23 protein-coding genes are annotated in these 24,383 nt (G+C 62.4%); 10 read left to right on the top strand and 13 right to left on the bottom strand.

From position 1 onward, the window contains the following. Positions 1 to 127: 127 nt before the first annotated feature. From AC3WJW_RS16520 to nrdR, 9 genes are all read right to left on the bottom strand, one after another. Positions 128 to 868: a substrate-binding periplasmic protein gene (locus AC3WJW_RS16520; protein WP_493726700.1), complete on the bottom strand. Its 741-nt coding sequence runs from the start codon at positions 866 to 868 to the stop codon at positions 128 to 130. 35 nt (positions 869 to 903) lie between these two features. Further along, positions 904 to 1,407 (bottom strand): phosphatidylglycerophosphatase A family protein, encoded by a 504-nt coding sequence (locus tag AC3WJW_RS16515; RefSeq protein ID WP_007970166.1) that lies wholly within the window; start codon positions 1,405 to 1,407, stop codon positions 904 to 906. Next, positions 1,404 to 2,369, bottom strand: a complete 966-nt coding sequence (gene thiL, locus AC3WJW_RS16510) for a thiamine-phosphate kinase (RefSeq protein WP_493726699.1) — start codon at positions 2,367 to 2,369, stop codon at positions 1,404 to 1,406. Before thiL ends, AC3WJW_RS16515 begins: the two co-directional genes overlap by 4 nt. A 28-nt stretch (positions 2,370 to 2,397) precedes the next feature. Then, a complete protein-coding gene (gene nusB / locus AC3WJW_RS16505; RefSeq protein WP_007970164.1) occupies positions 2,398 to 2,898 on the bottom strand; it encodes a transcription antitermination factor NusB in 501 nt (166 codons plus the stop codon). Next, positions 2,895 to 3,371, bottom strand: coding sequence for a 6,7-dimethyl-8-ribityllumazine synthase (gene ribH / locus AC3WJW_RS16500; RefSeq protein ID WP_003228649.1), 477 nt, complete (start codon positions 3,369 to 3,371; stop codon positions 2,895 to 2,897). The genes nusB and ribH overlap by 4 nt, the downstream gene beginning before the upstream one ends. A 91-nt stretch (positions 3,372 to 3,462) precedes the next feature. Continuing rightward, positions 3,463 to 4,554: a bifunctional 3,4-dihydroxy-2-butanone-4-phosphate synthase/GTP cyclohydrolase II gene (ribBA, locus tag AC3WJW_RS16495; RefSeq protein ID WP_007970163.1), complete on the bottom strand. Its 1,092-nt coding sequence runs from the start codon at positions 4,552 to 4,554 to the stop codon at positions 3,463 to 3,465. A 16-nt stretch (positions 4,555 to 4,570) separates the two neighbouring features. Further along, entirely contained in the window at positions 4,571 to 5,236 is a 666-nt protein-coding gene (locus AC3WJW_RS16490; RefSeq protein ID WP_218486217.1) for a riboflavin synthase, read from the bottom strand. Positions 5,237 to 5,283: 47 nt separating this feature from the next. Continuing rightward, a complete protein-coding gene (gene ribD, locus AC3WJW_RS16485) occupies positions 5,284 to 6,417 on the bottom strand; it encodes a bifunctional diaminohydroxyphosphoribosylaminopyrimidine deaminase/5-amino-6-(5-phosphoribosylamino)uracil reductase RibD (protein ID WP_493726698.1) in 1,134 nt (377 codons plus the stop codon). Then, a complete protein-coding gene (gene nrdR / locus AC3WJW_RS16480) occupies positions 6,414 to 6,878 on the bottom strand; it encodes a transcriptional regulator NrdR (RefSeq protein ID WP_003228656.1) in 465 nt (154 codons plus the stop codon). The genes ribD and nrdR overlap by 4 nt, the downstream gene beginning before the upstream one ends. 127 nt (positions 6,879 to 7,005) lie before the next feature. Here nrdR and AC3WJW_RS16475 point away from each other — a divergent pair, with 127 nt between their 5' ends. The 3 genes from AC3WJW_RS16475 (at position 7,006) to trxA (ending at position 9,127) form a co-directional block, all read left to right on the top strand. Beyond that, positions 7,006 to 7,470, top strand: a complete 465-nt coding sequence (locus tag AC3WJW_RS16475) for a YbaY family lipoprotein (protein WP_493726697.1) — start codon at positions 7,006 to 7,008, stop codon at positions 7,468 to 7,470. Then, positions 7,467 to 8,123: a class I SAM-dependent methyltransferase gene (locus AC3WJW_RS16470; protein WP_493726696.1), complete on the top strand. Its 657-nt coding sequence runs from the start codon at positions 7,467 to 7,469 to the stop codon at positions 8,121 to 8,123. The genes AC3WJW_RS16475 and AC3WJW_RS16470 overlap by 4 nt, the downstream gene beginning before the upstream one ends. Positions 8,124 to 8,254: 131 nt before the next feature. After that, positions 8,255 to 9,127 (top strand): thioredoxin, encoded by an 873-nt coding sequence (gene trxA / locus AC3WJW_RS16465; protein ID WP_007970158.1) that lies wholly within the window; start codon positions 8,255 to 8,257, stop codon positions 9,125 to 9,127. A gap of 89 nt (positions 9,128 to 9,216) precedes the next feature. Here trxA and AC3WJW_RS16460 read toward each other — a convergent pair whose 3' ends face one another. Next, positions 9,217 to 9,558 (bottom strand): hypothetical protein, encoded by a 342-nt coding sequence (locus AC3WJW_RS16460; protein WP_493726695.1) that lies wholly within the window; start codon positions 9,556 to 9,558, stop codon positions 9,217 to 9,219. A gap of 135 nt (positions 9,559 to 9,693) precedes the next feature. On the opposite strand from AC3WJW_RS16460, the gene AC3WJW_RS16455 reads away from it, so the two are divergent. The 5 genes from AC3WJW_RS16455 to AC3WJW_RS16435 all read left to right on the top strand — a co-directional run bounded on the left by AC3WJW_RS16455 (position 9,694) and on the right by AC3WJW_RS16435 (position 13,850). Then, a complete protein-coding gene (locus AC3WJW_RS16455) occupies positions 9,694 to 10,272 on the top strand; it encodes a DUF2796 domain-containing protein (protein ID WP_493726694.1) in 579 nt (192 codons plus the stop codon). 121 nt (positions 10,273 to 10,393) lie between these two features. Beyond that, positions 10,394 to 11,104, top strand: a complete 711-nt coding sequence (locus AC3WJW_RS16450) for an ABC transporter ATP-binding protein (RefSeq protein ID WP_007970153.1) — start codon at positions 10,394 to 10,396, stop codon at positions 11,102 to 11,104. A gap of 1 nt (position 11,105) precedes the next feature. Beyond that, positions 11,106 to 12,371 carry an ABC transporter permease gene (locus AC3WJW_RS16445; protein WP_493726693.1) on the top strand — a complete coding sequence of 422 codons (1,266 nt, stop codon included), beginning with the start codon at positions 11,106 to 11,108 and terminating at the stop codon, positions 12,369 to 12,371. An 11-nt stretch (positions 12,372 to 12,382) separates the two neighbouring features. Next, positions 12,383 to 12,901, top strand: a complete 519-nt coding sequence (locus AC3WJW_RS16440) for a DUF3299 domain-containing protein (RefSeq protein ID WP_493726692.1) — start codon at positions 12,383 to 12,385, stop codon at positions 12,899 to 12,901. A gap of 250 nt (positions 12,902 to 13,151) precedes the next feature. Continuing rightward, a complete protein-coding gene (locus AC3WJW_RS16435) occupies positions 13,152 to 13,850 on the top strand; it encodes an OmpW/AlkL family protein (protein ID WP_493726691.1) in 699 nt (232 codons plus the stop codon). Between the two features lie 182 nt (positions 13,851 to 14,032). On the opposite strand, the gene AC3WJW_RS16430 is transcribed toward AC3WJW_RS16435, so the two are convergent. Further along, the gene (locus AC3WJW_RS16430; protein ID WP_493726690.1) at positions 14,033 to 14,962 is read right to left on the bottom strand and encodes an NAD-dependent epimerase/dehydratase family protein; all 930 of its coding nucleotides are present in this window, start codon (positions 14,960 to 14,962) and stop codon (positions 14,033 to 14,035) included. Then, positions 14,955 to 15,839, bottom strand: a complete 885-nt coding sequence (locus AC3WJW_RS16425) for a sugar nucleotide-binding protein (protein WP_493726689.1) — start codon at positions 15,837 to 15,839, stop codon at positions 14,955 to 14,957. Before AC3WJW_RS16425 ends, AC3WJW_RS16430 begins: the two co-directional genes overlap by 8 nt. A gap of 307 nt (positions 15,840 to 16,146) precedes the next feature. Between AC3WJW_RS16425 and AC3WJW_RS16420 the strand changes: the two genes are divergently transcribed. After that, positions 16,147 to 20,463, top strand: a complete 4,317-nt coding sequence (locus AC3WJW_RS16420; protein ID WP_493726688.1) for a DNA glycosylase AlkZ-like family protein — start codon at positions 16,147 to 16,149, stop codon at positions 20,461 to 20,463. A gap of 131 nt (positions 20,464 to 20,594) precedes the next feature. On the opposite strand, the gene AC3WJW_RS16415 is transcribed toward AC3WJW_RS16420, so the two are convergent. Further along, positions 20,595 to 22,718, bottom strand: a complete 2,124-nt coding sequence (locus AC3WJW_RS16415; RefSeq protein ID WP_493726687.1) for a mechanosensitive ion channel family protein — start codon at positions 22,716 to 22,718, stop codon at positions 20,595 to 20,597. Between the two features lie 353 nt (positions 22,719 to 23,071). Here AC3WJW_RS16415 and AC3WJW_RS16410 point away from each other — a divergent pair, with 353 nt between their 5' ends. Beyond that, the gene (locus AC3WJW_RS16410) at positions 23,072 to 24,283 is read left to right on the top strand and encodes an MFS transporter (RefSeq protein ID WP_493726686.1); all 1,212 of its coding nucleotides are present in this window, start codon (positions 23,072 to 23,074) and stop codon (positions 24,281 to 24,283) included. Positions 24,284 to 24,383: the final 100 nt, after the last annotated feature.

Here is a 24,383-nt window from a genome sequence, read left to right as displayed (position 1 = left end):
GGCGATAACTATCAAAAAGTTTGATATGCGGGCCGATCAATCTCTGTAGGAGCTGCCGAAGGCTGCGATCTTTTGATCTTCAAAATCAAAAGATCGCAGCCTTCGGCAGCTCCTACATTGGCCCCGTTCAATTGTCTTCGAATGGGTATGGCTGCTTCCAGCGCTCGAAGATAGGTTTCAGCTCACCGCTTTTGACCAATTGCTCCATGCGCTGATCGAACAGCGCCATCAGGCTACGCGCCTTTGCGGTCTTGGCAAAGCACAGGTACAGCGGCAACTCGGCGATATGGGTACTGCGCAACTGAGAGGGGTCTTTGGCACGATTGCGCACGTAATCGACTTCGGTCTGTGCGTCGATGTAATAGTCGGCACGGTTGTGGGTCAGCATCGACACGATGCCGTCGCGCCGCTGCACTTCAGCAAAGTGCTGCACGTTGGGCAAATAATCCTGGTAATCGTAGCCACGGACCCAGGCCAGTCGATAATTGCCCAGGGTTTCGGGGGTTGGCACCGGACTGCTCGCCAGGCCCAGGGCATAGATGTGATCGGTGTCGAAGCTCCAGTGGGGATAGAGCACAGCCTCGGACTCGTCGCGATAGGAACCCACGCAGGCATCGACTTCACCCCGTTCGGCCAGGCCCAGCGAACGCAGGTAGGGCTCGGTGCGGATGTCCACTTTGACACCTGCCGGTTCGAACACTTGTCGCAGCACGTCCCAGCCCAGGCCATGACCGTCAGCAGCGGTGTAGTCTTCCCAGTCTTCGCTGGCCAGATGAATCACCGTCGGCGGCGTAGCACCCCCTCCTCCCGCTTGGGCGAAAGAGCAAAACATCGCGAACACCAGCACCATCAATCCACGTAGAACCATCCCTGCTCCCCCGATTAACGCCTGGTAACCCTTGATCAGGCGAAAAACCACACCAGTCCCTGCATCGCCAACCAGGCGAACACCCCGGCCAGCACATCATCTAGCATGATGCCAACGCCGCCATGCACGTGCCGGTCGATCCAGCGAATCGGCCATGGCTTGAGGATATCGAAGAAGCGGAACATCAAGAAGCCTGCCAGCAACCACTGCCAACCTTCCGGCACCAGCCACAGGGTGATCCACATCCCGACCATTTCGTCCCAGACGATGCCTTCATGGTCATGTACCCGCAAATCGTCGGCCACTTTGCCGCACAGCCAGAAGCCGAACAGCATGGTGATGCCGAGCATCAGCCAGTAACCCCAGTCGGGCAACATCTGCCACAACGGAATAAAGGGCAGCGCAACCAACGATCCCCAAGTGCCGGGCGCCTTTGGCAAGGTGCCCGAGCCGAAGCCGAACGCCAGGAAATGCCATGGATTACGCCAGACCGACGGCGGTACGAATTCCGCCGGGACCTGTTTGGGATGATCTGTCACGGTGACTCCCGAAAATGTTGATAACCCCGGGTTTGCGGGGTGATGTCCTGACCATCGGCGTCCAGCAGCGTCACGCCCTGCCCCGTCACCACCTGTCCAATCACATGGATCGGCCATCCGTCGGCCAGCAATAGCGGCAACTCGACGGACGGTAGGGTGAACGCCAACACGTAATCGTCGCCGCCGCTCAGGGCCGCCACCTGGGCGTCCGATCGGCCGAGAAAGTCGACCAGGCTCTGCGACAGCGGTAAACGCTCCCGCTCGACTTTGATACCGACCTTCGAGGCCAGCGCGATATGCCCGCAATCAGCGAGCAGGCCGTCGGAGATGTCCATCGCCGAAGTGGCCTTGCCCCGTAGCGCCTGCCCCAGGCCAAGCTGCGGTTGCGGCGACCAGTAGTGGGCCAGCAACGGCTCGGCAATACTCGCGGCGGCCGTGCGTTGGCCGAGCACCAATGGCAAGGCACCGGCGGCATTGCCCAGGTCGCCACCGACACACAGCAGATCGCCCGGCTGCGCACCGCTGCGGGTCAGCGCCTGGCCACTCGGCACGCGACCGAACACGGTCATGGTCAGGCTCAACGGCCCACGGGTGGTATCGCCGCCGACCAGTGCCACGCCACAGCCTTGCGCCATCTGGTTCAAACCAAGGGCATAGGCTTGCAGCCAATCGGCGGTCACCGTCGGCAAGGTCAGGGCAAGGGTAAAGGCAACCGGAGTGGCGCCCATGGCGGCCAGGTCGCTGACGGCCACGGCCAGCGAGCGCTGACCGAGCAGAAAGGGATCGCAGGGATCGGCGAAATGCACGCCGGCCACCAGCGTATCGGTAGAAATCGCCAACTGCTCCCCGGGAGGAACAGCCAGCAAGGCGCAGTCATCGCCGATCCCGAGGGCAACGCCTTCGCCGCCCTGCGCACAAGGCGCGGCGGCGAAGAAATTGCGGATCAGCTCAAACTCGCCCATGGCTTCGTGTCGACATTCCAAGCGCCGATCAGCGCTTGAACGCCTTCACTTCAGCTTCACGCAGACGCGGGGCCAGCTTGTCGAGCACACCGTTGACGAACTTGTGGCCGTCGGTGGAACCGAAGACCTTGGCCAGTTCGATACCTTCGTTGATCACAACGCGGTACGGCACGTCGACGCGCTTGAGCAGTTCCCAGGTGGACAGGCGCAGAACCGCCAATTCAACCGGGTCCAGCTCTTCGATGGTCAGATCGAGGCAAGGCTTGAGTGCGGTGTCGATTTCGGTCTTGAACTGCGGAACCCCGTGCAGGATTTCGCGGAAGTACGCGCCGTCGACATCGCTGAAATCGTTATCGACCCGGAACTGCGCTTCGATCTCGTTCAGCGACTGCTTGGCCATGTGCCATTGGTATAGCGCCTGAGTCGCGAGCTGACGGGCTTCGCGGCGCTTGGCGCTTTTCGATGGCTTGCCGGCATCCGCAGGCTTTGGATCGCGCGGGTTGAAACGATCGCTATCGTCGCTAATCACTTGGCCTCCAACTGCGCCAGCAGGCTGACCATTTCCAGAGCGGACAGGGCAGCTTCAGCACCTTTGTTGCCGGCCTTGGTGCCGGAACGCTCGATGGCTTGCTCGATGGAGTCAACGGTCAGCACGCCGAATGCGACCGGAACGCCGAACTCCATGGACACCTGGGCCAGGCCCTTGGTGCATTCGCCAGCCACGTATTCGAAATGCGGAGTGCCGCCACGAATGACTGCGCCCAGGGCGATGATTGCCGCGAACTCGCCCTTTTGAGCGACTTTCTGTGCAACCAGCGGAATTTCGAAGGCGCCAGGTGCGCGGATGATGGTGATGTCGCTTTCGCTCACGCCGTGGCGAACCAGGGCATCAACGGCACCGCTGACCAGGCTTTCAACGACGAAGCTGTTGAAACGGCCCACTACCAGAGCGTAGCGGCCTTTAGGGGCGATGAAGGTACCTTCGATGGTCTTCAGGGTCATTCGTTAGATCTCTTAAAGAGCCGGGACGCGTCTCGTACGCGTCCCTCAGTGATATTTGAACCGCGAATTCAAGGCCGGGAACAACCGGTCATTATTCGGAGGGCACGTATTCTACAACTTCCAGATCGAAACCGGATATCGCATTAAATTTCATTGGTGCTGACATCAGGCGCATTTTGCGTACGCCCAGGTCGCGCAGGATCTGCGAACCGGCACCGACAGTGCTGTAGGTGGTCGGTTTTTTCACCGCCGCGTGATCGGCGGTTTCGCGGATATGCGCCAGCAACACGTCACCATCGAGCGGGTGACCGAGCAACAGCACCACGCCGCTACCGGCCTCGGCAACCGCTGACATGGCGGCGCGCAGGCTCCAGCGGCCCGGTTGCTTGACCATCAGCAGGTCACGCAGCGGGTCCATGTTGTGCACGCGAACCAGGGTCGGCTCTTCGGCACACACGTTGCCCAGGGTCAGTGCCATGTGCACGTCGCCTTCCACCGAATCACGATAGGTCACCAGGTTGAATTGGCCCAGTTCGCTGTCCAGCGGCTGCTCGGCAATCCGCTGAACGGTACGTTCGTGGATCATCCGGTAGTGAATCAGGTCGGCGATGGTCCCGATCTTGATGTCGTGTTCGGCAGCAAAAGCTTCCAGCTCGGCGCGACGGGACATGGTGCCGTCGTCGTTCATCACTTCGCAGATCACGCCGCTCGGTTCGAAACCGGCCATGCGTGCCAGGTCGCAGGCCGCTTCGGTGTGGCCGGCACGGGCCAGGGTACCGCCGGCCTGGGCCATCAGCGGAAAGATGTGGCCCGGGCTGACGATGTCTTCAGCCTTGGCATCACGGGCGGCAGCCGCTTGCACAGTACGTGCGCGGTCGGCGGCGGAGATGCCGGTGGTCACGCCGGTGGCGGCTTCGATGGAGACGGTGAACTTGGTGCCGAAACCGGAACCGTTGCGCGGAGCCATCAACGGTAGCTTGAGCAGTTCGCAGCGCTCGCGGCTCATCGGCATGCAGATCAGGCCACGGGCGTGCTTGGCCATGAAGTTGATGTGCTCGGGCTTGCAGCACTCGGCGGCCATGATCAGGTCGCCTTCGTTCTCGCGGTCTTCGTCATCCATGAGGATGACCATCTTGCCTTGGCGGATGTCTTCAACCAGTTCTTCGATGCTATTGAGCGCCACAAGGCACCCCCTTGAGTCAGGATTTGAGGTAGCCGTTGGCGGCCAGAAAGCTTTCGGTAATGGTGCTGCCGGCAGTCGGCTCTGCGGCCTTGTCGCCCAAAAGCAGACGCTCCAGGTAACGGGCCAGCAAGTCCACTTCCAGGTTCACCCGGCGACCAGGCTGATACGACGCCATGATGGTTTCGCTCAGGGTGTGGGGAATGATGGTCAGCAGGAACTCGGCGCCATCGACCGCGTTCACGGTCAGGCTGGTGCCGTCGACGGTGATCGAGCCTTTATGGGCGATGTACTTGGCCAGGTCCTTGGGCGCGCGAATGCGGAATTCCACAGCGCGCGCGTTTTCGGTACGGGTAACCACTTCACCCACGCCATCGACGTGACCGCTGACCAGGTGCCCGCCAAGGCGAGTGGTCGGGGTCAGGGCTTTTTCCAGGTTGACCGGGCTGCCGCTTTTCAGGTCGTTCATGGCGGTGCAATCGAGGGTTTCGCGACTGACGTCCGCCGCAAAACCATTGCCTGGTAATTCAACGGCCGTCAGGCACACACCGTTGACCGCGATGCTGTCGCCCAGTTTGACGTCGCTCAGGTCGAGCTTGCCAGTTTCGACGTGTACCCGCACATCACCGCCCTTTGGGGTCAATGCACGAATACTGCCGATGGATTCGATGATGCCGGTAAACATGAGGTTCTCCTCGAGAACAAAGCCAGCGCTATAGCGATGGCCGGAAATTATACGCTCGCTGATGGCACTGGGATGGCGATGACTCGCCAGTCATCGCCAACTGCACGAATTTCGGTGATTTTGAGTGCCGGCGCATCCTTCATTTGCGCGAGCGGCCAGTCCAGCAGCGGCCGCGCCGAAGAACCCATGAACTTGCCAGCGATGAATATCTGGAATTCGTCCACCAGCCCAAGCTGAGCGAAAGCACCCGCCAGCCGTGGACCGGCCTCGACCAACACCTCGTTGACGCCACGGTTGGCGAGCTCGACCAGCAGCTGACGCAAGTCGACCTGGCCATCGTAGCCGGGCACGATCAGGCATTCCGGGCCGTTGGCGTACTGCTCTTCCACCGCCACGCAGGTGGCGACCAGCGCCGGGCCGGCCTTGAAGAACGGCGCATCCAGCGGTACGCGCAGGCGGCCATCGACCAGCACACGCAACGGCGGCCGGCTCATGGCCAGTGCTGTTTGTTCGGCGTCCAGTCCGAGCTCATCGGCACGCACGGTCAAGCGTGCGTTATCCGCCAGCACCGTGTCGGCGCCGGTCAGCACCACGCTCGCCTGGGCGCGCAGGCGTTGCACCGCCGAGCGTGCAGCTGGACCGGTGATCCATTGGCTTTCGCCGCTTTCCATCGCCGTGCGACCGTCGAGGCTCATGGCCAGCTTGACCCGCACGAACGGCAAGCCGTGCTCCATGCGCTTGAGGAAGCCTTGGTTGAGCTTTCGTGCTTCGCCCTCCAGCACACCGCTTTCGGTGGCGATACCGGCCTGAGCCAGGCGTTGCAAACCGCGACCGGCGACTTCCGGATTCGGGTCCTGCATCGCCGCGACCACGCGGGCCACACCGGCATTCACCAGCGCATCGGCACAGGGCGGCGTGCGGCCATGGTGACTGCAAGGTTCAAGCGTCACATAAGCGGTTGCGCCACGCGCCTGCTCACCGGCCGCGCGCAAGGCGTGGACCTCGGCGTGAGGCTCGCCGGCGCGCTCGTGCCAGCCTTCGCCGACAATCTGCCCACCCTGCACGATCACGCAACCTACACGTGGGTTGGGGTGCGTTGTGTAATGCCCCTTGCGCGCCAGTTCCAGGGCACGGGCCATGAAATGGGCGTCGAGGATGGCAAGTTCTGCGGGCGTGGTCATTCTTTCACCGGTTCACGGGCCAGGCGATCGATCTCTTCGCGGAACTCGTTGAGGTCCTGGAAACGGCGATAGACCGAGGCAAAGCGGATGTAGGCGACTTCGTCGAGCTTCTGCAGCTCGGCCATCACCAGTTCGCCGACCACGAGGGATTTGACCTCGCGCTCGCCGGTGGCACGCAGTTTGTGTTTGATGTGCACCAGCGACGATTCGAGGCGCTCGACGCTCACCGGGCGCTTCTCCAGCGCGCGCTGCATGCCGGCGCGGAGTTTTTCTTCGTCGAACGGCTGGCGGCTGCCGTCGGTTTTGATCAGGCGCGGCAACACCAGTTCAGCCGTCTCGAACGTCGTGAAACGCTCGCCGCAGGCCAGGCATTCACGCCGGCGGCGCACCTGTTCGCCCTCGGCGACCAGACGCGAGTCGATGACCTTGGTGTCGTTGGCACCGCAGAAGGGACAGTGCATGGTGGCAGGCAACAAAAAAAGGGAGGGCCATGGTAGCGCATCCCGGTGGCAAGACAAGCCATAGGCTTTGCGGTATACAGACGGGATGATCACTTGATCCATGGAATTCAGCTTTATGGAGCCACCAATGTCGTTACGCCCGCTCATTTTGCTCAGTGTTTTCAGCCTGCTGGTGGCTTGCGGCAGCGATGCCCCCAAGCCCCAGCCGCCAACACCTGGCCCGGCGCCGCAGCAAGCGCAGAAGAAAGCCCGGGAGGCCGCCGACCTCGGCCCCTTGCCTGCCTATCAGCGGGAGCTGAGTGGCACCCTGCAAGGCGTACCGGCAGGCGCCGAAGTCGAATTGGCATTGCTGGTGATCGACGAAAAAGACCGCCCGCAACAATTGCTCGCCAGTTCCAGCCTGATCGGCAACAACCAGGTATTGCCGTTTCACCTGCGCTTCAATCCTGAGTCCTTTCCGACAGGCGCACGCGTGGAACTGCGAGGCCGCGCCAGCCAGTCCGGCCAGTTGATCCTGCACTTGCCGTCGCAACTGATTACCCAGCCGACCACCCAGGCCCTGGGCCAATTGCAATTCGTCAAAGCCCCATGAGTGCACCGTTCGACCTGCAACGGGCCCTGGCTGAATTGCTCGGTGATGCACAACTGGTGGCCTGCCCGTTGCCGGAAACCGATTTGAAGCTGTGGCTCATCGACGGCGACAACATGGACCGCGCCTTCAGCCCCGAAGAAACCCGGCGCATCCTGCATGAGCCACCGTACTGGAGCTTCTGCTGGGCCAGCGGCCTGGCCGTGGCCCGTTATCTGGCCGCAAACCCGCACTGGGTCGAAGGCAAGCGGGTGCTGGATTTCGGCGCTGGCTCCGGGGTGGCGGGGATTGCCGCCGCCAAGGCCGGCGCGCTGGAAGTGCTGGCCTGCGACCTTGACCCACTGGCGATTGCCGCGTGTCGGGCGAATGCCGAGCTCAATGACGTGCAGCTTAACTACTCGACGGATTTTTTCGCCGAGGCTGATCGCTTCGATCTGATTCTGGTGGCGGATGTGCTGTACGACCGGGCGAACCTGCCGCTGCTCGACCAGTTCCTCAGTCGCGGCCGAGAGGCGCTGGTGGCGGATTCCCGGGTACGGGATTTTCGCCATCCGTTGTACCGGCGCATCGAAATGCTCGAAGCCATGACCCTGCCGGATCTGGCCGAGCCCCACGAGTTTCGGCATGTGAGCCTGTACCACGCGCAGCGAGATTGACCCCGTCAAAAGATCGCAGCCTTCGGCAGCTCCTGCATGGAATGCTGTTTACCCTGTAGGAGCTGCCGAAGGCTGCGATCTTTTGCGCCAGCCCTTATAGTGAGCGAATTCACGCTTCCAAGAGATTGCCCATGAGTCAGGAAACGCCGTACATCTTCGACGCCACGACTGCCGATTTCGACCAGTCGGTGATCGAGAACTCTTTCCACAAGCCGGTGCTGGTGGATTTCTGGGCCGAATGGTGCGCGCCCTGCAAAGTGCTGATGCCGATGCTGCAGAGCATTGCCGAGAGCTATCAGGGTGAGTTGCTGCTGGCCAAGGTCAACTGCGACCTCGAGCAAGACATCGTCGCCCGCTTCGGCATTCGCAGCCTGCCGACCGTGGTGCTGTTCAAGGACGGCCAGCCTGTCGACGGTTTTGCCGGTGCCCAACCGGAATCCGCCGTGCGCGCCTTGCTTGAGCCCCACGTACAGATGCCGCCACCGGCCGCCGCCGATCCGTTCGAGCAAGCCCAAGCGTTGTTCGACGACAGCCGCTTTGCCGATGCCGAAGCGCTGCTCAAAGTGATCCTGGGTGAAGACAATACCAACGCCAAGGCGCTGATCCTGTACGCCCGCTGCCTGACCGAGCGCGGTGAACTGGGCGAGGCGCAAGCCGTGCTGGATGCGGTCAAGAGCGACGAGCACAAGGCCGCGCTGGCCGGCGCCAAGGCGCAGATCAAGTTTCTCGGATTGGCCAAGGACTTGCCGGACGCCGCCGACCTGAAGGCACGGCTGGCTAAAGATCCGCTGGACGATGAGGCGGTCTATCAACTGGCGATCCAGCAACTGGCCCGTCAGCAGTACGACGCTGCGCTGGATGCTTTGCTGAAATTGTTCATCCGCAACCGCAGCTACAGCGAAGGCTTGCCGCACAAGACCTTGCTGCAGGTGTTCGAGTTGCTGGGTAATGATCATCCGCTGGTGAGCACGTACCGCCGTAAACTGTTTGCTGCGCTTTATTAAAAATCAAAAAATCGCAGGCTGCGGCAGCTCCTACAGAGGATATGTTTTCACCCTGTAGGAGCTGCCGCAGGCTGCGATCTTTTTACGGTCTACTCGATCCAGCTGTAGAGCGGCGTATCCCCGCCGCTCAGCACCTTCACATCCGCACAATGGCGTAAACGCACCAGCAGGCGCTTGCCCGCCGCCGCACTGCCGGTCAGGCCTTCCAATTGATCGAGCAAATCCGGTCCACTCAACTGTCCGGCCTTACGCAGCAAATCCCGGGCGATCTGCCACAGCGCATCATCCTGATTCAGCGGCTTCGCCACCGGCGTGCTGGCCGGGGATTTTTCTACCTGCAACTGCGCCCCTAGTCGCGCCCAGTCCGCATCGTCCATCTCCAGGGTCAAATCCACCGGCCAGTCGCCGATGCTTCCGCGAATTCGCAACATAGGTCTGCTCCCGCACTTTTCTTCCCTGCATGCTCCCATGGGACTTGTGCAACGCCAAGCAGGCAGTCAAACTCTCCGCGCTTACGTTATAAGATTACATAACATTTTCTTCATTTTGCTTCTCGGAGACTCGCCATGCGTCGTCTGCTTCTCGCTCTGCCGTTTGCCATGTTGCCGTTGGCTGTCGCCCATGCCGCCGATGAACACGATCACGAGCATGGCAGCCTGGGCGCCCACGAACATGGCGTTGGACGCCTGAACGCGGCGCTGGACGGCAAGACCCTGGCGCTGGAACTGCAAAGCCCGGCCATGAACCTGGTGGGGTTCGAACACGTCGCCACCAGCGATGCCGACAAAGCCAAAGTCGCCACGGCCCGCGCTCTGCTTGAGCAACCGCTGGCCCTGTTCAACCTGCCGAAAGCCGCCGGTTGCGTGGTGGAAAACCAGGAACTGGAAAGCCCGCTGTTCGGCGGCCAGCCCGAGGCCGACGATGATCACGATGAAGACGCCAAGGACGGGCATCATCACGACCACAGCGAAATCCACGCTCATTATCAGTTCACCTGCGCCACACCGGACGCATTGAAGACCCTCGACCTGGCGAACATTTTCAATTCGTTCCCGGCCACTCGGACGATTCAGGTACAACTGATCGGCCCGAGCGGGCAGCAAGGCGTTGATGTAACGGCCAAGGCTGCCGCCCTCAAATTCTGAATTCACAATAGATTTCCTGTAGGAGCTGCCGCAGGCTGCGATCTTTTGACCTCCGCAGATCAAAAGATCGCAGCCTGCGGCAGCTCCTACACAGGTCATCAACATTCATGAAATCGGTTAAATGACCCAAGCACTCATCGAACTGTCCGACCTGGGCTTCAGCTGGCCCGGTCACCCGCCACTGCTGGACATCCCGGCGTTTCGCCTGGAGCGCGGTGAAACCCTGTTCCTCAAAGGCCCCAGCGGCAGTGGCAAGACCACCCTGCTCGGCCTGCTCGGCGGCGTGCAAAAGCCCGATCGCGGCAGCATTCGCCTGCTCGGCCAGGAGCTGACGCAGCTGTCGGCCGGCGCCCGTGACCACTTCCGCGTCGATCACACCGGCTACATCTTCCAGCAGTTCAACCTGCTGCCGTTTCTGTCGGTGCGTGAAAACGTCGAACTGCCCTGCCACTTCTCGAAGCTGCGTGCCGAACGGGCGAAACAGCGTCACGGCAGCGTCGACAAAGCGGCCGCGACGCTGCTCGCCCACCTGGGTCTGAAGGATGCAAACATCCTCGGTCGCCGCGCCGATTCGTTGTCCATCGGCCAGCAGCAGCGGGTCGCCGCCGCCCGGGCGCTGATCGGGCAACCGGAACTGGTGATCGCCGACGAGCCGACCTCGGCCCTCGATTACGACGCCCGTGAGAACTTCATTCGCCTGTTGTTCGCCGAGTGCCGCGAAGCCGGCTCGAGCCTGTTGTTCGTCAGCCATGACCAGAGCCTGGCGCCGCTGTTCGATCACAACCTGTCGCTGGCCGAACTCAATCGCGCCGCCACCCCGTCCGAGGTCTGAGATGTATCTGTTTCGTCTAGCCATGGCCAGCCTGGCTAACCGCCGCTTCACCGCGATCCTCACGGCGTTCGCCATCGCCTTGTCGGTGTGCCTGCTGCTGGCGGTGGAGCGCGTGCGCACCGAAGCCAAGGCCAGCTTCGCCAGCACCATCAGCGGCACCGACCTGATCGTCGGCGCCCGCTCAGGTTCGGTGAACCTGTTGTTGTACTCAGTATTCCGCATCGGTAACGCCACCAACAACATCCGCTGGGACAGCTTCGAGCACTTCGCCAACAACCCGAAAGTGAAATGGGCGATCCCGATGTCCCTCGGCGATTCCCATCGCGGCTATCGGGTGATGGGCACCACCGAAGCCTACTTCGAGCATTACCAGTACGGCCGCCAGCAACACCTGGAGCTGGCCGATGGCCGGGCGTTTGCGACCGACCCGTTCGAAGTGGTGCTCGGTGCCGAAGTGGCCAAGGCACTGCACTACAAACTCGGTGACAAACTGGTGCTGGCTCACGGCGTGGCGGCGATCAGCCTGGTCAAGCACGACGACAAGCCGTTCACCGTGGTCGGCATTCTCAAACGCACCGGCACGCCGGTGGACCGTACGCTGCACATCAGCCTTGGCGGTATGGAAGCGATTCACATCGACTGGCATAACGGCGTGCCGGCCCGGGGCGAGGGCCGAATCACGGCCGATCAGGCGCGCAACATGGACCTCACCCCGCAAGCGATCACCGCGTTCATGCTCGGTCTGAACAACAAGATTTCGACCTTTGCCCTGCAACGGGAAATCAATGAATTCCGTGGTGAGCCGATGCTGGCGATCCTGCCGGGCGTGGCGCTGCAGGAGCTGTGGAGCCTGATGGGCACGGCGGAAAAAGCCCTGTTCGTGGTCTCGCTGTTTGTGGTGCTGACCGGGTTGATCGGCATGCTCACGGCGATTCTCACCAGCCTCAACGAACGCCGCCGGGAAATGGCGATCCTGCGTTCGGTGGGCGCGCGACCGTGGCACATCGCGACGCTGCTGGTGCTCGAAGCCTTTGCCCTGGCGCTGTCGGGTGTGATCGCCGGTGTGGCGTTGCTTTATGTGTGCATCGCCGCGGCCCAGGGATATGTGCAGGCCAACTATGGTCTGTATCTGCCACTGTCCTGGCCGAGCGAGTATGAATGGACGCTGCTCGGTGGCATCCTGATCGCCGCGTTGCTGATGGGCAGCGTGCCGGCCTGGCGCGCCTATCGCCAATCCCTGGCCGATGGCCTGTCGATCCGCTTATGAGGACGTTGAACATGCCCCGCGCTGTACTTGCGCTGTTGATGCTGGTCGCCCTGCCCCTGTGGGCAGCCCAGCCGCGAGATTTGACCTGGTCGGAGATGATTCCGCCGGATGCGCCGAAGGAAGTGCCGAACATGACGCCGCTGCATGACCTGTCGCAGATGAGCAATGCGCTGTCGGCCGAGTCGGCGCCCGCCGCCAGGCAAGACTTGCCCAACGCACCGGTGGTCAAGACCCTCGATGGCCAGAACATTCGCCTGCCGGGTTACATCGTGCCGCTGGAAGTGAGCGAGGAAGGACGCACCACGGAGTTTCTGCTGGTGCCCTATTTCGGCGCCTGCATCCACGTACCGCCACCGCCGTCGAACCAGATCGTGCACGTAAAAAGCGAAGTCGGCGTGAAGCTCGACGAATTGTATCAGCCGTACTGGATCGAGGGCGCACTGCAGGTCAAGGCGTCCACCAGCGAACTGGCGGATGCCGGGTATCAGATGGAAGCGGACAAGATTTATCTGTATGAATTGCCGGAGTGAAGCCGGTCGTTTTGTGTTGTTAGAAATGCCGACTTCGCGAGCAGGCTCGCTCCCACAGGGTCAGGTGCTGAAACACAAATCTTCAGCACACCACAATTCCTTGTGGGAGCGAGCCTGCTCGCGAAGGGGCCATCAAAAACACTACAAAAACCCCTTCCCTTCCCACTTTCATTGAGCTGCATCAAAAGACCGAATAGTTAGCCGGCTTACCATTGGACATCGAACATTTTTAACGTCCTCTGGAGCCCCCATGAACAAGTCCTTGCTCAGCGCTTCGCTGGTTGCCCTTGCGCTCGCAGCCCCGCTCGCCAATGCTTTCGAAGCCGGTGACATTATCCTCCGTGCCGGCGCCATCACCGTCGACCCGGAAGCCGACAGCTCCAGCGTCAAGGTTGATCAAGGCCCGCTGGCGGGTGCCGACCTGGGTGGCAAAGCGACTCTGAGCAGCGACACACAGCTTGGTCTGAACTTCGCCTACATGCTCACAAACCACCTCGGTGTCGAGCTGCTCGCGGCAACCCCCTTCGAACATGATGTGAAAATCAAGGGCACCGCGCTGGCCCCTGCCAATGGCAAGCTCGGTAGCATCAAACAGCTGCCGCCAACCTTGAGCCTGGTGTATTACCCGCTGGATCCCAAGTCGGCGTTCCAGCCGTACATCGGTGGTGGCATCAACTACACCTATATCTACGACGAACATGTCGGCAGCCGAGCCCAGTCCGCCGGTTTCAGCAATTTCAAGGCGGATAACTCATGGGGTCTGGCCTGGCAGGTCGGTGCCGACTACATGCTGACCGACAACGTGATGATTAACGCCCAGGTGCGCTACATCGACATCGATACCACCGCCACTGTGGAAAACAACGCCATTGCACCGGGCACCCGGGCCAAGGTCGATGTGGATGTGGATCCGTTCGTCTACATGATCGGTCTGGGCTACAAGTTCTAAGTAACGTTCACGTGGTGGTGGATGAGGCCGTGGCGAGCAAACTCAATACTGATGACGACCGTGACGGAGTCGATCTGGAGCAAGCTCCCTCGCCATAGAAGTTGCACACGCTGTAAGTAAATTCCGGCCGTGAAAAAGGCGCCTGTAAAAAGGCGCCTTTTTCATGTCCGCGGGTGAGCGATCTATCGCCCCAGCAACCGCGCCAGCCCCACGCTCATCGGTGTTTGCGAGGCGGTGCGAAAGCGCTCCAGCAGACGTCGGTTGTTCGCCCGGGAATGACGGATGTCACCGGAGCGCGCCGGGCCGTAGCTTACCGGCGGCAGCTGGCCGACCACGGCTTCAAGCGCTTCGAGCATTTGCTTGAGGGTCGTCGCCTGGTTCCAGCCAACGTTGACCGCACCCACTTCGGCCCGGGGCTTCTCGATGGCCTGCACCAGCAAGTCGACCAGGTCTTCGACGTAGACGAAATCCCGGGTCTGCTCACCATCGCCGAACACCGTGATCGGCAAGCCCTTTAGAGCACGCTCGCTGAAAATGCTGATCACCCCGGAGTACGGCGAGGACGGATCCTGGCGCGGGCCGAAGATGTTGAAGAAGCGGAAAATCACCGGCTCCAGCCCATGCTGGCGACGGTAGAAATCGAAGTAATGCTCGCTGGCCAGTTTGTCCACCGCATACGGCGTCAGCGGCGCCTTTGGGGTGTCTTCGTCGATCGACTCGCCCTCGCCATTGTTGCCATACACCGCCGCGCTGGAGGCGAACAGCACGCGCTTGATCCCGGCCTGGCGCATGGCTTCGCAGACGTTCAGCGTGCCGATGAAATTGCTCTGGTGCGTGCGCACCGGATCGTCCACCGAGGCCTGCACCGACGCCACGGCGGCCAGGTGCGCCACGGCGCTGCAACCGGCCATTGCCTGGGCGACCAAAGCCGCATCGGCCACGTCGCCGACGATCAGTTCGACCTTGGGATTATCCAGCGGCAGATTGCTGCGCTTGCCAGTGGACAGGTCATCGAGAATCCGCACCGCATGGCCCTTGGCAAGCAGCGCGTCAGTCAGGTGTGAACCAATGAAACCGGCACCACCGGTGATCAAAACGGGGCCTTTAGCCATGGCGATAGAACCTGTCCAGTAGACCGGGAAGCGCCGCACGCCAGGCGCGTGGTTTGATCCCGAAGGTGTGCAGAATTTTTTTGCAGGCCAATACCGCGTGTTGCGGCTCTTCCGCGGCATCCGGACGCGCGGCGTGGGCCTGGGCGGTCGGGGCTTCGATGGCCAGCGGATGCAGGCTGCGGGCTTCGCTCAGAATCGCCTGCCCCAGCGCCAGCGGCGTGGTCGCCTCATGCCCGGCGTAGTGGTAAGTGCCCCACAGCGGCGCGGCGCAATCGAGTTGCTTGAGCACTGAAATGATCACACGGGCGGCATCGTCGACCGGCGTCGGATTGCCGCGCCGGTCGTCGGCCATCAGCAGTTCTTCGGGTTGTTCGGCACGGGCGAGGAAGCGGCCAAGGGCGCCATCCGGGCTGTCGTCCAGCAGCCAGCCGAAACGCAGCAGCACGTGTTGCGGGCAGGTGGCGCGAACGCTTTGCTCGATCCGCCACAACGACTGCCCCCGCAAGCCCAAGGGCACCGGTTCGTCTTTTTCGCTGTAGGCCGTGGCGCGGGAACCGTCGAACACGCGATAGCTGGAAGGTTGCAGCAGGACGATGTTGTGGTGCTGGCACAGTTCCGCCAGACGCTCGATCGCGCGCTCCTGGCCGGCCAGACGCTGTTCGCTGACCGCTTCGGCCTGAAACCAGTCGAAGTAGTAGGCAAGGTTGATCAATGCATCGGGACGAGTGTCGTCGAGCAGTTGTGTCAGGCTCGCGGCATCCCAGCCGTCTTGCGGCGGGCGGGGGGCGAGGAAACCGATGTCTTCCTCCGCACCGAGGCGAATCAGCGCCTGCCCAAGGGCATTTCCGCCGCCCAGTAACATAAGGCGCATTCGCATAGAGTCAGCAGGCCCAGTCTGATTGGAACGATGGCTATATCGACATCGCCCCCAGGCGATGTCGTTGGTAATTGCCGGAATCGTTGCATTTTGCGGGTTTAGTACGCAACCGTCATCCGTAAAGTGTAGATGTCCGGGATTTGTGGTGCTGCCACTGGCCTCATCGCGAGCAAGCTCGCTCCCACAATGGTTTTGTGAACACCGCCCCCCTGTGGGAGCGAGCTTGCTCGCGATGGGGCCCTGTCAGCCAATAGAGATCCCCAAGTGGTACTTGCATCTTGCGCCCCCCACCCGCATAACTTGCTGCATGAACCTGCCCATCCCCGCAGACAGTGCCCTGAGCGGCTTCCACCCCGCCGTCAGTGCCTGGTTCAGCCACACGTTCGCAGCGGTCACCGCCGCCCAGGCCCGGGCGTGGCCGTTGATCCGTCAGCGCCGCTCGACCCTGGTCGCCGCGCCCACCGGCTCCGGCAAGACCCTCACCGCGTTTCTCGCGGTCATCGACGACCTGGTGCACCGCGGCCTGGAAAGCCCCGAAGGCTTGCCCGATGCAACCCTGGTGGTCTACGTCTCGCCGCTCAAGGCGCTGTCCAACGACATCCGGATCAACCTGCAAACCCCGTTAGCCGGCATTACCGAGCAATTGCGTGTGATGGGGCTGCCCGAACTGCAGATCAGCACGGCCGTGCGCACCGGCGATACACCGCAAAAAGACCGCTCGGCGATGCGCAAGACGGCGCCGCACATTCTGGTGACCACACCGGAATCCCTGTACGTGCTGCTCGGTTCCGACTCCGGTCGGCAGATGCTCGGTACGACACAAACGGTGATCATCGACGAAATCCATGCCATGGCCGCCAGCAAGCGTGGCAGCCATCTGGCCCTGAGCCTTGAACGCCTGCAGGCACTCTGCCCCGAGCCGCTGCTGCGCATCGGTCTGTCGGCCACGCAAAAACCCATCGAAGCTGTGTCGCGTTTCCTGGTCGGTCGCGACCGCCCGTGCGAGATCGTCGACATCGGTCACGCCCGCCCCCGCGACCTGGACATCGAAGTGCCGCCCGTGCCGCTGTCGGCCGTGATGGCCAACGATGTCTGGGAGCTGGTCTACGATCGCCTCGCCGCCCTCGCTCGCGAGCACCGGACCACGCTGATTTTCGTCAACACCCGGCGTTTGGCCGAACGCTTGAGCCGTCACCTGAGCGAACGCCTGGGCAAGGACGCCGTAGCGGCCCACCACGGCAGCCTGGCCAAGGAATTTCGCCTGGACGCCGAGCAGCGGCTCAAGCGCGGCGACCTGCAAGTGCTGATCGCCACGGCGTCGCTGGAACTGGGGATCGACATCGGCGACGTCGACCTGGTGTGCCAGATCGCCTCGCCGCGTTCGATTGCCGGGTTTCTGCAACGGGTCGGCCGTTCCGGGCACCAGGTCGGCGGCACGCCAAAGGGCCGCTTGTTCGCCACCACCCGCGACGACCTGATCGAATGCGCCGCGCTGCTCGACTGCGTGCGCCGGGGTGAACTCGATACCTTGCTGATCCCGCAGGCGCCGCTGGATGTGCTGGCGCAACAGATCATCGCCGAAGTCAGTTGCCAGGAGTGGCCTGAGCAAGCGCTGCTGGAGATGCTGCGCCGCGCCTCGCCCTACGCCGGACTCGACGACAAACACTATCAGGCGCTGCTGCACATGCTCGCCGAGGGCTACAACGGGCGTCAGGGTCTGCGCAGCGCCTACCTGCACCGCGACGCCGTGAGCCGAACCCTGCGCGGTCGCCGTGGCGCAAAACTGACCGCAGTGACCAGTGGCGGGACCATTCCGGACAACGCCGACTACGCCGTGCTGCTGGAGCCTCAAGGGCTGAACATCGGCACCATCAACGAAGACTTCGCGGTGGAAAGCATCGCCGGGGATATCTTCCAGTTGGGCAATACCTCCTATCGAATCCTGCGCGTGGAATCCGGCAAGGTGCGGGTCGAGGATGCCCTGGGTCAACCGCCGACCATTCCGTTCTGGCTCGGTGAAGCGCCGGGGCGCAGCGCCGAATTGTCCTCGGCGGTGGCGCGCTTGCAGGCACAACTCGACGACCTGCTGGGTACCGCGCCTGGCAACTTGCAGCCAGCGCTCGACTGGCTGACCGGGACCCTGGGCCTGAACCTCGCCAGCGCCGAACAACTGGTGGACTATCTGGCCCGCGCACGACAGACGCTCGGTGCCCTGCCCTCGCAAGACACGCTGCTGATGGAGCGTTTTTTCGACGAGTCCGGCGGCACCCAGTTGGTCATTCATACGCCGTTCGGTAGCCGCATCAACCGCGCCTGGGGCCTGGCCCTGCGCAAGCGTTTCTGTCGCACCTTCAACTTCGAACTGCAGGCCGCCGCCAGCGAAGACGCCATCGTACTGTCGCTGTCCACCAGCCACAGCTTTGAGCTGGACGATGTCTGGCGTTACCTGCACAGCAACAGCGCCGAACACATCCTGATCCAGGCCGTGCTCGACGCGCCGCTGTTCGGCGTGCGCTGGCGCTGGAATGCCGGCGTGGCCCTGGCGCTGCCGCGCTACAGCGGCGGGCGCAAAGTCCCGCCGCAAATCCAGCGGATGAAAAGCGAAGACCTGATCGCCAGCGTGTTTCCCGATCAGATTGCCTGCGTGGAAAACCTCGCCGGCGAACGGGAGATTCCCGACCATCCGCTGGTGGAACAGACCCTCGACGATTGCCTGCACGAAGCCATGGACACTGAAGGCTGGCTGGCCTTGTTGCGGCGCATGGAACACGGTGACATCCGCCTGATCAGCCGCGACTTGCCGGCGCCCTCACCGCTGGCGGCGGAAATTCTCAGTGCCCGCCCCTACACCTTTCTCGACGATGCACCGCTTGAAGAGCGTCGCACCCAAGCGGTACTCAATCGGCGCTGGAGCGATCCGCAATCCACCGACGACCTCGGAGCGCTGGACGCCGAGGCGATTGCCGCCGTTCGCGACGAAGCCTGGCCGGTGCCTTGCAGTGTCGATGAAATGCACGAGGCCTTGATGAGCCTGGCGTGCATCACCGATACCGAGGCCGGCGCCAATCCGCAATGGCCCGGCTGGCTCAAGACCCTGGCCGACAGCGGACGCGCGAGCCGTTTACAGATCAACGCCGGGCAATCGCTGTGGCTGGCGCTGGAGCGCCTGACCTGCCTGCGGACCATTTATCCACAGGCCGAATTGACGCCACCGCTGCAAGCGCTGCCGGACTTCGATGAAACCTGGGCACCCGACGAAGCCACCCTCGAACTGATCCGCGCACGGCTCAGCGCCTTCGGCCCGCTTGCGCTCGAGCGCATTGCCGAACCACTCGGCTTGCCCGCAGCACAAGTGACCCAGGCCTTGGCGCAACTGGAACGCGAAGGCTACGTGCTGCGCGGCCACTTCACCCCGGGCATCGCTGACGAAGAATGGTGTGAGCGGCATTTGCTGGCGCGGATTCACCGCTATACGGTCAAGCGCCTGCGCCGGGAAATCGAACCGGTGGCGTTGCAGGATTTCATGCGATTCCTGTTCGACTGGCAGCATGTTTCGAGCGCAAGCCAAGGCCAGGGCGCGGCGGTACTGCCAGCCATCGTCGGGCAATTCGAAGGCTACCCCGCCGCCGCTTCCGCCTGGGACAGCGACATCCTGCCCGCACGGATCAAGGACTACTCGGCGACCTGGCTGGATGAGTTGTGCCGCAGCGGCAGACTGGTGTGGACACGCCTGACTGCGCACAACAAAAGCGCCGGCACCGCGTTGCGCAGCACACCGATTGTCTTGCTGCCGCGCAACCGGGTCGGCCTCTGGAGCGGCTTGACCGAACAGACACCGGTGAGCGAACTGTCGCCGAAAGCGCAAAAGGTCCACGCCGCCCTCAGCCAACATGGCGCGTTGTTTTTCGACGAGCTGATCCATGAGGCGCACTTGCTGCGTTCAGAACTGGAAATCGCCCTGCAGGAACTGGTGGGCGCGGGGCTGGTGAACGCCGACAGCTTTGCCGGTTTGCGCGCGCTGATCACCCCGGCGAGCAAGCGCCAGCCGCGCAACAGTCGTCGTGGACGCGGCGCATTCATCGGCGGCATGGACGACGCCGGGCGCTGGGCCTTGTTGCGACGTGCGCCAACGGCCTCTGTGGTGGAAAACCAGCGTCCTGCGCAGACGCCGGCCGATACCCTGGAGCACATCGCCATGACCTTGCTGCGTCGTTACGGCGTGGTGTTCTGGCGCTTGCTGGAACGCGAGGCGGACTGGCTGCCGAGCTGGCGTGAACTGCTGCGCACCTTCCATCGCCTGGAGGCACGCGGCGAGATTCGTGGGGGACGGTTTGTCAGCGGCCTGGCGGGCGAGCAATTCGCCCTGCCCGAGGCGATTCCCTTGCTGCGGGAGGTGCGTCGTCGGCCCCATGACGGGAGTTTGGTCGCGGTGTGCGGGGTCGATCCGCTGAACCTCGCCGGTACGCTATTGCCCGGTGCGAAAGTCCCGGGACTGGCGAGCAATCGGCTGGTGTATCGCGATGGTTTGCCGGTTGCTGCCGAGATTGCCGGCAAGCCACTTTTTTGGTTGGAGCTGGATCAGCAGGCGAGTGCCGAGGTGCGCAGCAAGCTGATCCGGCATTGAGGTTGTCTGGTTTGGCCCCTTCGCGAGCAGGCTCGCTCCCACAGTTGATCTGTGTCGTTCACAAATCCCCCTGTGGGAGCGAGCCTGCTCGCGAAGAGGCCATTACAGCCTCCGAAAATTTCCCTGACGACTTACTGAGACCGCGGCCGATCCGGCATCAACACCGCCGCATGTTCCGGCTCAGCCTCTGGTGGCGCTTCGACCGGATGCCTCGGCACCAGCGCCTGCTGTGGATAAGTCTGCGCGAAGTTCACCCACGGGCAGTTATCCACAAGCTTTTTCAATCGCTGGTTAAAGGCCCGGCTCACCGCATATTGGCCACCACTCACCGTGCGAAATTGCGCTGTCAGCACCACACCGTTGAGGTCCATCCTGTCGACGCCAAACACATCCAGCGGCCCTTGCAGGTTGTAGCGCAGGAACGGGTCGTTGCTGATGGAATGCCCGGCCTCGCGGATCAGTTCGATGGCCTTGTCGACGTCGGTGTCATAGGTGAATTGCACCGAGAAAAACGCATAGGCGAATTGCCGCGACTGGTTGGTCACGGCCTTGATCTGCCCGAACGGTACCGAGTGCACGAAACCCTTGCCGTCGCGCAGACGCAAGGTGCGGATGGTCAGGCCTTCGACCGTGCCGGCATGTCCGGAATCAAGCACCACCCAATCACCGATGGACAGGGTGTCCTCGATGATGATGAACAGCCCGGTGATCACATCCTGCACCAGTTGCTGGGAGCCGAAACCGATTGCCAGGCCGATGACCCCGGCACCGGCCAGGAATGGCGCGACGTTGATCCCCAGGTTGGCCATGGTGGTGATCGCGCAGATTACCACCAGGATGATTTTGATCGCATTGCGCAGCAGTGGCAGGATGGTTTTCACCCGCGTACTCGGCTGGCGTGCCGAGCGCTTGTTGGTCGGCGGTTTCAGGGCCTCCTGAATCGCCGTGTCGAGCACCACCCAGACCATCCAGGTCACCAGCAGGATCAAACCGATGTGGCTCAGGGAATCACTGATCGCCCGGCCCACGGCATTGCTCACCGCGAACTCGAACAGCGACACGCCCCAGATCCGCCCGAGTATATCGATGAACACAATGGCCATGCCGATGCGCAGCAAGGCGTGGGACAAGTTGAGAAAACGCTCCTTGTAGGCGCTGCTGCGGCGCAGGTCCGCTTCACTGCGCGCCTTGAACAGATGGTGCAGCGTGGTGCTGAGAAACACCGTGGCAATCAGCAATACCGTGGTGAACAAGGCGCTGCGCAGTACCCTCTGGTTGTCCGCGCCAACGCCGATCAGGTTGATGATCGAGACCAGCACCATCAACAGGATCGGCCAATACCAGAGCCCGGAAAATATCCGCAGGGTCTCACGTAATGCCGGCTGACTTTGGCGCTGGGCCAGCGGCAGGATGCGGATCACGTGAGCGACCGGGCGGCGCATGCGGATCACCAGCAAACCGAAGGAAATCGACGCCGCCAAGCCAGTGAAGACTGCAATGCTGCTGGTGAGATTGCTGCCCAGTTGATGGGCGATTTGCGGACTGGTCAGGGCATCGCTCAAGGCCACCAGAAAACCGATGCCGAACAACGGCCGGGCACTCTTCTCGCGGAGAATCTGCACCGCCCGGCGTTTGTGGCCGGCATTGAACACCACCACCAGCGACAGCACCAAGGATGCGGAAAATATCCCCGCGCTTGTGGCATAAGCCAGGCACAACGCAAGCGCCCGACCGGCGGATATCGGCAAAAACTGGCTGGCATAAATCGTCAGGGGCAGGCTGGCCACCGCCGGAAGGGTATAGGGCAAGACATAACCGAGCAGGGCTTGGCCGCGTTCGCGGCTGAGCAGCAGGCGATGTTCGCACAGGCGTTTGGCCAACAGTCGCCCAAGCAGCCAAAGACAGGCAAACACGGCGGCCCACACGCAGGTCAGTATCAGGAAATCGCCGGCGACGTTCCACGGCGAGCGGGCCGAAGGCTGATTGACCAACTGATCCACTTCATCGGCCGCGCGGTCGGCACGCAGGCGCCAGGCGTCGAGCAGGTTTTCGTTGAGATCAAGCTTGGTCTGGACCTCGTCGATGCTTGAACTGATGGCCCCCAGTAATCCGCCTTGCACCAGCGGTTCGGGGTGGGCCGGCGGCGTCGCAGCGGTCGCGGCGGCCGGCAGCCCCGGTATCGCGGCGGCTTCCAGTTGCTCGCTGCCCACAAACAGCAACGCCCCCAGCAGTATCGCGGTCTTGAGCCTGATCAAAACACCCGCTCCTTTGGCTGTGTCGGTAAGGAACTGATCGAAAAATGCCGGGCAAGTTCGGGCATTGCCTCTGGATAGCCGAATGGCGATACCCCATGTGGCGAGGGAGCTTGCTCCCGCTGGGGTGCGAAGCGCCCCCAATACCTACCATTCGGAAACATCTGATACACCGCATGCAATGGATTAACGACTGCTGCGCAGCCGAGCGGGAGCAAGCTCCCTCGCCACAGACTAACACCCGCTCTTGCGATCTTTGCGCCCAAGGCAAATATCAAATGTCCATCCCTATATTTTTCCTCACGAGCAAAATGCCGACACTGCGCTCCATCGAATCATCCTCCGGAGTTGCAGCCATGCCCATTGCCTTGCTCGCGCTGACCCTCAGCGCCTTTGCCATCGGGACGACAGAGTTCGTCATCGTTGGCCTGTTACCCACTATTGGCGCCGACCTCGGCGTCAGCCTGCCGTCCGCCGGCCTGCTGGTCAGCCTGTATGCCCTTGGCGTTGCCGTCGGCGCCCCGGTGCTGACCGCCCTCACCGGCAAGGTTCCGCGCAAGTTGCTGCTGTTGTCGCTGATGGTGCTGTTCACCCTCGGCAACCTGCTGGCGTGGCAAGCACCGGGCTACGAGTCGCTGATCCTCGCACGGATCGTCACCGGCCTGGCCCACGGGGTATTTTTCTCGATCGGTTCGACCATCGCCACCAGTCTAGTGCCGAAGGAAAAAGCCGCCAGCGCGATTGCCATCATGTTCACCGGCCTGACCGTAGCACTGGTCACTGGCGTGCCGCTGGGGACCTTCATCGGCCAGCATTTCGGCTGGCGTGAAACCTTCCTCGCCGTTTCGGCACTGGGTGTCATCGCCTTCATCGGCAGCCTGATCTACGTGCCGAAAAATATCGCCCACAGCAAACCCGCGTCGTTCTTGCAGCAATTGCAGGTGCTCAAGCAACCTCGCCTGTTGCTGGTGTATGCGATGACGGCCGTCGGTTACGGCGGCACGTTCACCGCCTTTACCTTCCTCGCGCCAATACTTCAGGACCTCTCCGGCTTCAGCGCCAGCGCCGTCAGCCTAGTGTTGCTGGTCTATGGCATCTCCGTGGCCGTCGGCAATATCTGGGGCGGCAAACTGGCGGACAAACGCGGTCCGATCAGCGCCCTGAAAATCATTTTTGCCCTGCTCGCCGCCGTGTTGTTCGCGCTGACCTTCACGGCCGGCAATCCCTGGCTGGCGCTGGCTACGGTACTGGTCTGGGGTGCCGTGGCATTCGGCAACGTACCGGGATTGCAGGTGTACGTGGTGCGCCAGGCCGAACATCACACGCCCCATGCCGTGGACGTGGCATCCGGCCTGAACATCGCCGCATTCAACCTCGGCATTGCCGGCGGTGCCTGGGGCGGTGGCCTGATCGTCGCCCACATGGGGTTGATCCACACCGCGTGGATCGGTGGCCTGGTAGTGCTGGTGGCGCTGGCATTGACTGCGTGGAGTGGACGTCTTGATCGCCTTGGCCCGGTGTACGCCGAGCCGGCTGAAGGGACCGCGCGCGTTATCGCTGGTCACTGACAAACCCTGGGTAGAGGTGCACCCAAGACCTCTACCGTCCGTACCGGCGCCGAAACTTTCACCGCCACCGCGCAGTCACCCTAAGACAGGGGCAGGCAGA

Source organism: Pseudomonas sp. GW821-FHT07G06 (genome assembly GCF_058986625.1).
Note: the sequence above shows the minus strand (reverse complement) of the source record. Positions and strands in the feature narration are given on the sequence as shown.